A 12,614-nucleotide genomic window follows, 5' to 3' on the forward strand; every position below is an offset into this window, starting at 1 on the left:
TTTAGGCTTCTTTTATTTTATTGAGTCAAAGGATTTAAGCTGCTTAACAAAATACAAAAAAATTATTGATTTTGATTGATAATAGATGGGATAATTTGTAGTATTATTTCTCTTCTTGATAATTTTTTTAAAATGTATGTAGAAAGAAAAGTGTGCTTTTAAAATAGCAGTAAAATGTAAAAACTTGAAACTGATTAAAAAGTGAATTCCGGCAATACAATCTAAAATCATTCTAATTAATATTACTTGAAAAACTGATTTTTGAGGAGCGTTTTTCAATAAATTAAAAAGTGAGTTTCTAAAGTTTAAAAATGTTTTCTTTGGGTTTGTATTTTTTAAGGTAGCACCACCCAGATGATAAACTTTAGATGTACTAATATATTTTGACTCCAAACCTAAATTAAAAAACCTCCAGCACAAGTCAATTTCTTCCTGATGAGCAAAATAGTCTTCATCAAACCCACCAGCCTTATGAAAGTATTCTTTTCTCACAAACAAACAGGCACCACTGGCCCAAAAAATCGTTCTTGAATCGTTGTATTGGCCATTGTCTTTTTCAATGGTGTTGAAAATCCTTCCACGACAGTAAGGGTAGGCATACTTGTCAATAAATCCGCCTGCAGCTCCGGCATATTCAAAATGGGATTTATTTTTAAAATCTAAAATTTTTGGTTGGGCAGCCGCCAGATTTTGATTTTTCAAAAATTCATCTTTCAACGGATTGAGCCAGTTTTCAGTAACTTTTACATCAGAATTTAGAAGGACAAACAAATCGGCCTCTACTTTTTTCAATCCTTCATTATACCCTTTTGCATAGCCAAAGTTGGAAGAGTTTTGAATGAGCTTAATTTCAGGATAGTATTCTTTTAAAAATTGAACAGAAGTATCGGTTGAGGCATTGTCAATTACATATAGTTTTGCATCCTTTTTAGAATGCAGCACAACACTTGGTAAAAACTGCTCAAGCAATTTTTGACCATTCCAGTTTAATATGACAACTGCTGTTTTCAAGAATGTAAAGGTAAATCTTTTAAGAAAACATACTGCTGGTTTTCATAATCGAGTTGGCAATAATAATGTTGTAAGCCGTTTGTTACCATTAAATAAGAAGCATTTAAACTCAAGTTATAACGAGCAACCTGATCAAAAGTGTTTTGAGAAATTTTTACAGCAGGTGCTTTACATTCAATGATGATGTGTATGCTTCCGTCTTTATTAAAAACTACTACATCATATCTTTTTTTGGTGGCATTTAAAATAAGTTCTTTTTCAACATTGATATGGCTTTTGGGATACTTTTTTTCCTGAATTAAAAACTGAACCACATGCTGACGTACCCATTCTTCAGGTGTGAGGATCACAAACTTTTTACGGATTTCATCAAAGATGGAAATTTTATTTTCGCTACTTTTGAAGCGAAAGCTATAGGCCGGAAAATGGAGTTGTTGCATACCACAAAAATGATAATTTTTTTTCAATGGAAGAAGTAAAACGCATTGTAAACAATATTAAAAACGGAAATATTCAACCTGTTTATCTTTTAACAGGTGATGAACCCTATTTTATAGACTTTGTTTCAGATTATATTGAAAAAAATGTACTTACAGAAGACGAGAAAGCTTTCAATCAAACGGTGCTTTATGGACGTGATGTGACTGTAGATGATATTGTAAGCAATGCAAAACGCTACCCAATGATGGCAGAGCGACAAGTGATTATCGTTAAAGAAGCTCAGGAACTTTCCAGAACAATTGAAAATCTTGCACCATACTGTACAAACCCCCAACCAACAACGGTTTTAGTAATTTGTTATAAATACAAAAAAATTGATAAACGAAAGGCCCTTTACAAAGCAATTAAAAAGAATGGTGGCATCGTTGAAGAAAAAAAGCTATATGAAAATCAGGTTGGAAACTGGATTACTAAATTATTAAGTTCCAAAGGGTATTCAATTTCAATCAAAGCTTCTCTGATGTTGGTTGAGTTTTTAGGAAATGATTTGGGTAGAATTTCAAATGAAATAGATAAACTCACGCAAATTGTAAAGCCTGAGCAACAAATCACTCCTGAAATCATTGAATTAAACATCGGTATCAGTAAAGACTTTAATAACTTTGAATTGCAAAATGCCATTGGAAATAAAGACATTCAAAAAGCATTTCAAATTATAAATTACTTTGCACAAAACCCAAAGGACAATCCTTTGGTGATGACGGTTGCGCTTTTGTATTCTTATTTCTCCAAAGTTTTAAAATACCATGCTCTGGCTTCAAAAAATAATGCTTCGAAAGAAATGGGAATCAACCCCTATTTTGTAAAAGATTATCAACTGGCAGCAAAAAACTACCCGATGAAAAAAGTAAGTGCGATTTTGGCGAAATTAAGAGATACAGATATGAAAAGTAAAGGAGTGGGGGCAGCAAATGTTTCCGATGGCGATTTGTTAAAAGAATTGTTGACAGTGATTTTTGCCTGATGTTTTATTGTTCTAATTTTACAATTCAAACTTAATCTATGGCTACATTTAAATCCTGGCTCAATGCAGCGCGATTGCGCACACTTCCCTTATCATTTTCCGGAATTATTGTGGGTTCTGCAATGGCACTAAATGATGGAGAATTCAATAGTACCATTTTTATCTTAGCACTGCTTACCACATTGGGGTTTCAGGTCCTTTCAAATTTTGCCAATGATTATGGCGATGGAGTAAAAGGAACCGATAATGATGAACGAGTAGGGCCTAAGAGAGCTTTACAAAGCGGTTTACTGTCTGAGAAAGAATTAAAAACGGGAATGCTCATCACTATTGTTTTTTCACTCATAGTGGCCATTGCTTTAATTTATGTCGCTTTTGGATTTGAAAATATGGGTTATTTTTGGCTCTTCTTTTTACTCGGTATTGCTTCTATAGTGGCTGCTGTAAAATATACCGTCGGAAAATCTGCTTATGGATACAAAGCGATGGGCGATGTGTTTGTTTTTTTATTTTTCGGATTGCTCTCTGTAGTGGGTAGTTACTTTTTATATACTCAAACAATTTCACTATTGATTTTTCTACCCGCCATCGCGATTGGGTTTTTAAGTAGTGCGGTATTAAATCTTAACAATATGCGCGATCTCATCACAGATAAGAATGTTAATAAAATTACAATTCCGGTTCTTTTAGGAGCCAAAAAAGCAAAGAAATACCATGCGTTTTTGCTCATTGGAGCCTATGCTGCTGCATTTTTATACTACTATTTTAGTGATGTCCCTTGGTGGCATTACTTACCACTCATTGCATTCATCCCCCTTTTGGACCATTATGCAAAAGTGAAACAAAATCAAACACCTTCTCTATTAGACCCTGAACTAAAAAAAGTGGCCCTTACTACCTTTTTATTTGCGATTCTATTTTTTGTATTCAACCTTTTTTAAAGTTATTTTTAGATTTCTGAAGACTGATTTTAGTATATTTAAGTCTAAATAAACACATAATTATGAAAATTACATTTTACGGACAAAACAGCTTTGCACTGGAGATTAAAGGAAAACATATCATTATCGACCCTTTTATAAGTGGCAATCCTTTGGTGGACGGAAAAATAGATATAAACCAGTTAAAGGCAGATTATATTTTATTGACGCACGCTCATCAGGACCATACACTCGATGCAGAAGCCATCGCCAAGAATACAGGAGCCACAATTGTTAGTAATTATGAAATTGCCAACCACTATGAGGCAAAAGGAATTACCGTTCACCCTATGAATCATGGCGGAAACTGGGAATTTGATTTCGGAAAAGTAAAATATGTAAATGCTATCCACACAAGTTCTTTTCCAGACGGCAGTTATGGTGGGCAACCGGGTGGTTTTGTCATTGAAGGCGAACACAAAAATATTTACATTGCCGGTGATACAGCTTTAACAATGGATATGAAACTCATCCCTTTGCAAACAAACCTTGATGTGGCTATTTTACCCATTGGTGATAATTTTACAATGGGAATTGATGATGCAATTATTGCGTCAAACTTCATTGAATGTGATAAGATTATTGGATGTCATTATGATACTTTTGGGTATATAGAAATTGATCACGAAGAAGCCAAGCGAAAATTTTATGATGCCGGAAAAGATTTGATGTTGTTTGAAATTGGCGAGAGTATCGAACTGTAGCAAACTAAAATCAATTGTAGGTTTACATCTCACTAAATGATAGCAAAATACAAAAAACACATTCTCAATTTTAAACATCCCGGCGGTACTTCACGCGGAGTTTTAAAGACTAAAGAAACCTGGTTTTTAATCATCAATGACGGTGGAAAAGTTGGATATGGCGAATGTGGAATCCTTCGAAAACTTAGTGCAGATGACCGACCGGACTATGAAGAAAAACTTAAGTGGGTTTGTGAAAACATTCATCTGGGACAAGAAGCACTTTATGATGCATTAACTGAGTTTCCATCAATTCAAACAGGAGTAGAAACAGCATTCCTTTCGCTTGAAGCGAAACAACCTTTTGAATTATTTCCTTCAGAATTTTCAAGAGGAAAAGCATCGATTCCCATAAACGGTCTTGTTTGGATGGGAGATAAAGCATTTATGATGCATCAGATAAAAGAAAAACTGGCTTCCGGTTTTAGATGTATCAAGATGAAGATTGGAGCCATTGATTTTGAAACAGAAATCGCGCTGTTAAAGTCGATCAGAAAAGAATATGCTGCCGATGATATTGAGCTTCGCGTAGATGCCAATGGTGCTTTTCAACCGAAGGAAGCACTGGAAAAATTAAAACGGCTTTCAGAAATGCAAATTCATTCGATTGAACAACCTATTAAAGCAGGGCAGTGGGATGAAATGGCTCAACTATGTGAAATAACCCCCATTCCAATTGCTTTAGATGAAGAACTCATAGGTGTTTTTGATATTGAACAGAAAAAAAATATGCTTCAAACCATCCAGCCACAATACATTATTTTAAAACCAAGTTTGATTGGTGGATTTCACGGAAGCGATACCTGGATTGAAATCGCTGAAAATCAAAACTGTGGATGGTGGATTACTTCAGCGTTAGAAAGCAATGTGGGTTTAAACGCGATTGCGCAATATACTTTTACAAAAAAGAGTAAATTGCCACAAGGTTTGGGAACCGGAAGTCTTTTTACAAATAATATTGAAGCACCTTTGGAAGTCAAAAACGGATTGTTAAAATACAACATTCATAAAGAATGGAACCTTAAACAATTACATCAATAACTAATATCTTTCAACTATGTTTATAGCACAAGCATTTAAATCTTATCACGAGTGGTGGCGTTATTTAGTGGGACTCATTGTGGTTTTTGTAGCCACACAATTGGGATCTATACCATTTGCGGTTGCAGCAGGAGCAAAGATGGTAAGTGAAGGAGGCTCGATTACAGATCTTGATGATATGTCAAAACTAATGACCATTCTTGATTCTAACTTGACCTTGTTTTTAATGTTGCTTTCATTTGCAATTGGACTTGGAGCCTTATTATTAATGATAAAATATTTGCATCAGCAACCTTTGATCGAAGCAACCACTACGCGAAAAAAAATAGATTGGAGTCGATTTTGGGTAGGGTTTGGTTTAATAGCCTTTATAACAATTGTGCTAACAGGTTTGGATTTTTATATCAATCCACAAGATTATGAAGTACAGTTTCAATGGGTGCCATTTTTGATTTTAGCGATGATTGTAATTGTTTTGATACCCTTGCAAACGAGTATGGAGGAATATTTGTTCAGGGGGTATTTAATGCAGGGCATTGGTGTACTTGCAAAAAATAAATGGGTTCCGCTCATCATTACTTCACTTGTATTTGGTGCGTTGCATTTAGCCAACCCTGAAGTAGATAAATTGGGCAATGTAATTATGGTTTATTATATTGGAACCGGGTTACTTTTAGGAATTATGACCCTGATGGATGAAGGACTTGAATTGGCGCTAGGGTTTCATGCAGGAAACAATGCAATTGCAGCACTTTTGGTAACTGCTGATTGGACAGTGTTTCAAACAAACTCCATTTTAAAAGATGTTTCAGAACCATCGGCGGGATTGGATGTAATTTTACCTGTACTAGTTCTGTATCCCATTATTCTTTTAATATTAGCTAGAAAATACAAATGGAAGAACTGGAATGAAAAATTGTTTGGCAAAGTAACAGAACCCATAACAGTTTCAGAAGAAATGCATACTGAAACCATAGAAAAACACCTTTAAACAATGGAAGAGCCTTGGTTAGAAATCCACCCTGATTTTAAATTAAACGGTAAAACTTATATCTTATCTAAACTTATAAATGTGGCTGAGGCCATGCAATTTGAAGGAGACAAGGAAGAAAAAATATTATCAGAATTCCTGCTCAACTGGTTATACCCAAAAGACACTTTACTGGCAAATACATCCGGCTCAACCGGAAGTCCCAAAACAATCACTCTTGATAAATCAAAAATGATTGCCAGTGCCAAAGCAACCGGCGCACATTTCAATCTTTATGAAGGCACCAAAGCCCTGCACTGTCTTTCTGCAAATTATATTGCCGGAAAAATGATGATGGTGAGAGCACTTTATTTAGGGTGGCATATTGATGTTGTAACACCAAATAAATTTCCATTATCACAGACAAAAAAGATATATGATTTTGCTGCAATGGTACCAATGCAATTACAGCATTCTATCAAAGATTTGCACCGCATTAAAAAAGTGATTGTTGGTGGAGCACCCGTTTCTCCGGTTTTGGAAAATGAACTTCAATCACTTTCCACAGAATTATTTGCAACCTATGGAATGACCGAAACCATCACCCATATAGCAATAAAAAAATTAAACCACCGAACAGATGAAGAGCAAAAATTAAACGCCTATGTTGCATTGCCAAATGTTAAGTTCTCAGTCGACAATCGAAATTGCCTGATAATTGATGCGCCGGGTGTGACGTCGCAAAAAGTAATCACAAATGATGTGGTAAAGTTAATTTCTGAAACCAAATTCTCCTGGCTGGGACGTGCTGACTTTGTGATTAATAGTGGAGGTTATAAGGTACATCCGGAACAAGTGGAACAGGTTTTGGATTTAGTGATTGACGCTCCATTTTTTGTCACCTCGCTGCCAGATTCTGAACTTGGTGAAAAAGTTGTTTTGATTATTGAAGGGAAAGAAGAATCTTTTCCGGAAATTGATTATGTGGGGCTACATGCTTTTCAAGTGCCCAAAGATGTTTTCTTTACTGACGAATTGATCTATACCACAACAGGAAAAATCAACCGTAAAAAATCTAAAGAAAAACTAAACTTATAATTGAATTCCTTTACAGAGCTCTTTCATTTCAATCAGAATCTTTTTTTGTCTTTTTTCAGAAACGCCTAAATGATCCAGATAAAATTTATCATTGATTAACTCTTTACACAAAACAACATCCCGGCTTAAAAGAAATTGTTTTTCGCGAGCACTTAAAAGCACAGAAACTGTAATGGGATACAGGCCTGTGTGATCAATACGATCTTTCAATGAGTTTCCTTTTGGTAAATTCCAACTCAAGAGGTTGAGTCCGCAGCATTTTGCATACATCACTGCATCTTCTGTAAAAACTGTATTTGTAGCAACCCAGCCTTCATCATATAGTTTACCTGATTTCAAATTTTGGATGTCCCTAAATCTGGAATCAATGTATAGTGGAATTTTAACATCTGTTTTTTTACCTTCAGTGCCGTGAAATTTACATTCGATAAGAAGTGATTTTTGATCTTTTTCAGCAATGACATCCACCTCGTGGGTAACACATTTGCCCTGTAAGATTTTGCCAACCTCTACTTCATATCCTGAGTTTTTAAAAATAGCGGCAATAAAGCGTTCAAACGGAAACCCTGTGGGGCCTAATTCATAGATTGCTTTTTTAAGCTTGTACCTTGAAGCTTGCAGCGTATTTTTCTTTTTTAAAAGCCTGAAAGCCCTGTTGTATATTTCTTTGGTGGAAATACCATCATACAATTCATTTTCAACGGCAGCAACAATTGAGTTGATTGTTTCAGAATCTGCGCCTGCTCTTTTCAATGACTCCCGAACCTTTTCAGGTAAAAACACAGCAATTTCTCCCGATTTTTTATGAACATGAAATGTCTTGTTATTTGATTTAGAGCTCATAGTTATGAAGTGTTTTTAGAAATAGGATTATTTTTCGTTTGTCCTGTGAAGCACTAATACGGGAATTTTGGCATAATTTCCCAGGTTTTTATAAAGAGGCTTAAAAAACAGTTTTTCTACAAAGTTGTAGTTTTTATTGACAAATGAAATTAAATCAGAGTTTCTGCTTTCGCAAAAACAATAAATACCCACCGGGGTTGAGACATGTTCCAGCATGTGATAAGTATGAGTTGTTTCAGACAAGTATTGGTTTAATACAGATTTGTTTTCTTCTTGAAAGGGACTCAAACCACCCGTCTCTGAAATATTTAAAACGCGGATGGGAGCCTTGTGTGTTTTTGATAAATTGATGAGATATTCAAAATCTTTGGCTTCAAACTTGTGTTTATACCCATTTGCCAAAACAATTTCTTTAAAGCCTGTAAAGCGTTCATTTCTAGGTATTGCTAGAATAGGACAGTTTTTTATGTTTTCCATAATAGCAATAGTGTTGCTTCCATAGTCAAGTTCATACCGGCCGGTACTTCCTTGTGTTCCAATAATGATTACATCAATGGTGTTTTTCCTTAGTTGTTCATTTATGGCGTCAATGAGTGTATAGTTTTTTGACACCGTTTTAAAGCTATGTTTGGTTTGTGTACTATCCAGTTCAAACTTATTTTTAATTTTGTTTAAAGCATTTTCAGATTGTTCCTGAGCCTCTTCGATTTTAGAGTTTATTGGCTCGGCCTCAAATTTACTTCCTTCAACATATCCGTTCACTTCATAAGCGTGAAGCATTATAAACTCGCAGTTTTCATCTTTATTAGCCTCAATTGCATATTTTAAAGCATTTAAAGAGTTTTCTGAGAAATCTGTTGGGAAAAGTATTTTTTTCATTTCTGAGAATTTTTACTAATTATTTAAAATAAAATGTGAATCACTTCTACCTCATAATATTTACCGGGATACTTCGCATACTGTATTTTCCTGATGGAATTACTAAAAATGGAATTTTTACATGAAACCCAACTTTGTGTATAACCGGTTCAAAAAATAGATTTTCAAAGAATGAGTGTTTATTGTTTATCATAGAAAGAATTTCAACGGGATTTTCTTCTTGAAATTTCAATATCACATCCTGAATATCGTCTCCCTTTTTTAAGTGAAAATCTACTGAAGTGGTTTTAAAATACTTTGAAAGGAACTGTTTTCCTTTTTCCTGATTTTCACTTAACTCGTTTTGCTGAAGAATGTGAAGTATGTGTATTGTCGATTGATGTAAGTTTGCCAGGTAACGCAAAGATTGCAGCTGGTTTTCATTAAAACCGATACTCAAATCTGATGGCAGCAAAATGTTTTTTAATGGTTTAAACTCATAATCAGAAGGAATTGCAAGCACAGGACATTTAGCTTTTTTAATAACATGAATTGTTTGAGTTCCGAAGAGAACCTCCTTTGCACCGGTGGCACCTTGTGTGCCCATAATGACCAGATCAATATCCTCTTTTTCAACAAGTTCATTTATTTCGTCAGTTAAAAAACTAAAAAAGGAAAGTTTTTCAAATTGGTGTTTTGGGTTTTTAAATTCTTTTTTAATTCTTTTTTCAGTTCGGTCAAGCCCATTGATAGAATTTGATTTATAGATGTCGTCCAGCGTCATGGTTGGAGTGTAATACATATACTCACTATTGTATAACACCGGAGTATAAGTGTTTAATAAGTAGAATGTACAAGTTTCATCTTTAAGAAGTTGCAAGGCATAGGCAATCGCATTGTATGCATTTTCTGAAAAATCGGTTGGTAATATTATCTTTTTCATTTTAAATAAATTTTTGTGTTATACTTCATTCCTGATGAAGTTTTGTAATATTAAAAATGGAATTTTTGGTTGTAACCCAATTTTGTCAATAGTAGACTTTTCCAGTAGACTCTCTAAATAGGTATGTCTGGAATTTACCATTACCAATAAATCAATGTTCATTTTTTCGATTTGTTCATTAAAAGTGTGGGTTTTGGAAGATGCCTTCACCTGATGAAAATAAATAGATTCTGAATCTATCATATCTTCCAGAAAGGCCTTGTTGTCTTTTTGTCTTGCAGAACTTAAATTAAAATCAGACACATAGAGCATATGAATTTCAGCATTGTAATAGCGGCTTATTTCGTCAACCAACTTAAGCTCTCTTTCCTGATAAGGAATCATGTAATTTGTTGGGAATAAGATCCTTTTAGGAGTCTTGTATTGAAAACTCTCAGGAACACATAAAACAGGACACTGCACTTGTTTAATAACTTGCAAGGTGTTACTTCCAAATGTTAAATTTCGATCATTTGTTTGACCTCGTGTTCCCATAACCAATACATCAATATTTTCAGTATTTACAAGGTTATTAACTTCATCAAGTAAGTAACCACATTTGGTTTGGGAAACAAACTTGTGCTGTGAATTTGGGTATTTATTTTTGATGTTTTCAATGAGTTGTTCCAACTTTTCCTGACAACTTTTTGAAGTGCTGCTTTTTTTTTCTTCAATTTTTTCTTGAGGTAAATCAACAATTTCAGGTAGAAAAACAGCTTCTGCATATGCATGTAAAAGATAGAAAATACTTGGTTCATTAAATAAAGAAAGGGCATACTCAAATGCATTTTGTGCATTAACCGATAAATCTGTTGGGATTGCTATTTTTCTCATTTCTCTTTTCTCTTGGGCTTTCACCAAAGTTAATTAATAATCCTTAGTTTGAGTATGATATATGTCATTGATTACTAATGAAATTTACTCAACAAATGATATTTATCATACTTTACAGTAAATAAAAACATTAAATTTAACATCTTAATTATGAATAAATTAGTGACATTGGTTTAAATTTAGTAAACTATAATCATTAAAAAAAATATTTGAGCTATCACTGAAGTTGAATACAAAAAAACAATCATTATGAAATTATTCATCAGGTTATTTATGCTTTTATTATTACCTTTTATTGCAACTTCTCAAATGTTTAAAAACGCTGATTTTATAGCGCCTCTTGATGAAGGGTATGCAGCAGTAAAGTCAAACAATCAGTGGGGTTTTATTGATGAGTCGGGTAAATTAATTATGGATTTTCGTACCGATTTAATTTCTAACGATCAAGTTACTACTGAGGTTGATCTTGGTGTGGCTTCTCAACTTTATCCGGTCATGGTTGAAGAGCGAGCCATCATTAAAAAACAAGTCAATGGAATTGATTACTATGGTTTTATCAATCCCACAGGAAAAATTGTGATTGAGCCCCGTTTTTTAAATGTATCAAACTTTAAAGAAGGTTTTGCTTTAGCTTTGGCTGTAAGTGAAGATGTTCTTGGTGAAAACAAAGCACTTGGAAAGCGAGTTGTCAGTTACTCATATGATGTGGTTTTGATCGACTCAGAAGGTACAATTGTAAAGTACTTGTGTGGACCTTTTAAAGTAAGCCTTTCCAAAGACAAGCTAAAAAAAGCCCCTCCAATTGTAGTTAAAGATATTTCTGAAAACCTTATAGCAGTTAAGACTCCAAAAGGTAAGTGGGAAGTTGTAGGTATTGATTAAAAAGTACAACTATGTGCTCAGAAAACCTAAATGGAGTTGAGTTTGCTGGACAACTGGCAAATCTTTTTTATGCTATTGCAGCTGCCGATAAACAAATTTCTGAACAAGAAATTAAAACTAGTTTAGATGCCTTTCAAAATGAATGGAAAAAAGGTGGTTTCACAAAACTGCTAGAGAAAAATTTCAATGCCCTTTTAATTTCAAAACCAAATACTGAAACCTGTTTTGAAAGTTTTCAATCTTTTACTCAAAAACACTCTGCATACCTTACAAAGGCACAAAAAATTAAAATCTGGAATACAGCTGATGCGATTGCCTCTTCATTTGCAAACAAAAACAAATCAGAGGTAATATTATTGGCAAAATTGAAAAATTTATTAATGGATATTCCTTAAGAATTTTCTTTACTAAATCCCACAGTTTTGTTTAAAAGAGGAATGTCTCTTTTGATGATTTTCTTTAAGAAAACATCTAACTTTTCAACAATAAACCCTTCAGTAATTTCTGTTGGCATGAAAACACCTAAGTCATCAGTATCACTTTCTAAAGGCATAGAGTTTTCTGAAACAGGATAGAGAATCAAAACATTGATATCTCCATTGTGCAACTGCGAAAAAACCAATGACCCGCCTTGTAAAAATTGAAAAGTTGGTAATTGATTAGTGAGTTCTAACATATCTGGAGGAAACGAATCAAAAGTTATGTTTACGGCTTCATTACTGTGAATCCAATTAAGTTCTTGAACCTGCCATCCAATAGCATAGTTATTTTCTGCCTTTTTGAGTACTGAAATAATAAAGTCTTTAGTGTTGGATTTCCACAAAATTCGTTTTTCAACTATTTTTTTAAGTGAATTTTTATAATCCAGTATTCGTTCTTCTAAATGTTCAATTCTCATGAGTACTTT

Annotated in this window: 15 protein-coding genes; 8 read left to right on the plus strand and 7 right to left on the minus strand. The window is 33.9% G+C overall.

Translation table 11 applies throughout. The features are described from left to right. Positions 1–12: 12 nt before the first annotated feature. Both IEV69_RS07490 and IEV69_RS07495 read right to left on the minus strand, forming a co-directional pair. A complete protein-coding gene (locus IEV69_RS07490; RefSeq protein ID WP_188441090.1) occupies positions 13–1,011 on the minus strand; it encodes a glycosyltransferase family 2 protein in 999 nt (332 codons plus the stop codon). Continuing rightward, on the minus strand, positions 1,008–1,451 hold the full coding sequence (locus IEV69_RS07495) for a type I restriction enzyme HsdR N-terminal domain-containing protein (protein ID WP_188441092.1): 444 nt from the start codon (positions 1,449–1,451) through the stop codon (positions 1,008–1,010). The genes IEV69_RS07490 and IEV69_RS07495 overlap by 4 nt, the downstream gene beginning before the upstream one ends. Before the next feature lie 26 nt (positions 1,452–1,477). Between IEV69_RS07495 and holA the strand changes: the two genes are divergently transcribed. From holA to IEV69_RS07525, 6 genes are all read left to right on the plus strand, one after another. Continuing rightward, positions 1,478–2,476 carry a DNA polymerase III subunit delta gene (gene holA / locus IEV69_RS07500; protein WP_188441094.1) on the plus strand — a complete coding sequence of 333 codons (999 nt, stop codon included), beginning with the start codon at positions 1,478–1,480 and terminating at the stop codon, positions 2,474–2,476. 38 nt (positions 2,477–2,514) lie between these two features. Beyond that, positions 2,515–3,417: a 1,4-dihydroxy-2-naphthoate octaprenyltransferase gene (gene menA, locus IEV69_RS07505; RefSeq protein ID WP_188441096.1), complete on the plus strand. Its 903-nt coding sequence runs from the start codon at positions 2,515–2,517 to the stop codon at positions 3,415–3,417. Positions 3,418–3,479: 62 nt separating this feature from the next. Next, positions 3,480–4,160, plus strand: coding sequence for a metal-dependent hydrolase (locus IEV69_RS07510; RefSeq protein WP_188441098.1), 681 nt, complete (start codon positions 3,480–3,482; stop codon positions 4,158–4,160). 36 nt (positions 4,161–4,196) lie between these two features. Continuing rightward, positions 4,197–5,240: an o-succinylbenzoate synthase gene (locus IEV69_RS07515; RefSeq protein WP_188441100.1), complete on the plus strand. Its 1,044-nt coding sequence runs from the start codon at positions 4,197–4,199 to the stop codon at positions 5,238–5,240. 16 nt (positions 5,241–5,256) lie between these two features. Beyond that, entirely contained in the window at positions 5,257–6,231 is a 975-nt protein-coding gene (locus tag IEV69_RS07520; RefSeq protein WP_188441102.1) for a CPBP family intramembrane glutamic endopeptidase, read from the plus strand. A gap of 3 nt (positions 6,232–6,234) precedes the next feature. Then, the gene (locus tag IEV69_RS07525) at positions 6,235–7,308 is read left to right on the plus strand and encodes an AMP-binding protein (protein ID WP_188441104.1); all 1,074 of its coding nucleotides are present in this window, start codon (positions 6,235–6,237) and stop codon (positions 7,306–7,308) included. Here the strand turns inward: IEV69_RS07525 and IEV69_RS07530 are convergent. Genes IEV69_RS07530 through IEV69_RS07545 form a run of 4 tightly spaced genes read right to left on the minus strand, consistent with a single transcriptional unit; the run spans position 7,303 to position 10,825 of the window. Next, a complete protein-coding gene (locus IEV69_RS07530; RefSeq protein WP_188441106.1) occupies positions 7,303–8,151 on the minus strand; it encodes a restriction endonuclease in 849 nt (282 codons plus the stop codon). The genes IEV69_RS07525 and IEV69_RS07530 overlap by 6 nt on opposite strands. 27 nt (positions 8,152–8,178) lie before the next feature. Then, complete coding sequence (locus tag IEV69_RS07535; RefSeq protein WP_188441108.1) at positions 8,179–9,030, minus strand: universal stress protein; 852 nt, start codon at positions 9,028–9,030, stop codon at positions 8,179–8,181. A gap of 46 nt (positions 9,031–9,076) precedes the next feature. Then, on the minus strand, positions 9,077–9,952 hold the full coding sequence (locus tag IEV69_RS07540) for a universal stress protein (RefSeq protein WP_188441110.1): 876 nt from the start codon (positions 9,950–9,952) through the stop codon (positions 9,077–9,079). 18 nt (positions 9,953–9,970) lie between these two features. Beyond that, the gene (locus tag IEV69_RS07545; protein WP_188441111.1) at positions 9,971–10,825 is read right to left on the minus strand and encodes a universal stress protein; all 855 of its coding nucleotides are present in this window, start codon (positions 10,823–10,825) and stop codon (positions 9,971–9,973) included. 249 nt (positions 10,826–11,074) lie between these two features. On the opposite strand from IEV69_RS07545, the gene IEV69_RS07550 reads away from it, so the two are divergent. Both IEV69_RS07550 and IEV69_RS07555 read left to right on the plus strand, forming a co-directional pair. Then, a complete protein-coding gene (locus tag IEV69_RS07550; RefSeq protein WP_188441113.1) occupies positions 11,075–11,707 on the plus strand; it encodes a WG repeat-containing protein in 633 nt (210 codons plus the stop codon). An 11-nt stretch (positions 11,708–11,718) separates the two neighbouring features. Continuing rightward, positions 11,719–12,102: a hypothetical protein gene (locus tag IEV69_RS07555; protein WP_188441115.1), complete on the plus strand. Its 384-nt coding sequence runs from the start codon at positions 11,719–11,721 to the stop codon at positions 12,100–12,102. Here IEV69_RS07555 and IEV69_RS07560 read toward each other — a convergent pair. Beyond that, positions 12,099–12,605, minus strand: coding sequence for a hypothetical protein (locus IEV69_RS07560; protein ID WP_188441117.1), 507 nt, complete (start codon positions 12,603–12,605; stop codon positions 12,099–12,101). The genes IEV69_RS07555 and IEV69_RS07560 overlap by 4 nt on opposite strands. Positions 12,606–12,614 lie beyond the last annotated feature (9 nt).

Source organism: Planktosalinus lacus (assembly GCF_014640155.1).
In the GTDB taxonomy this organism is placed as follows: domain Bacteria; phylum Bacteroidota; class Bacteroidia; order Flavobacteriales; family Flavobacteriaceae; genus Planktosalinus; species Planktosalinus lacus.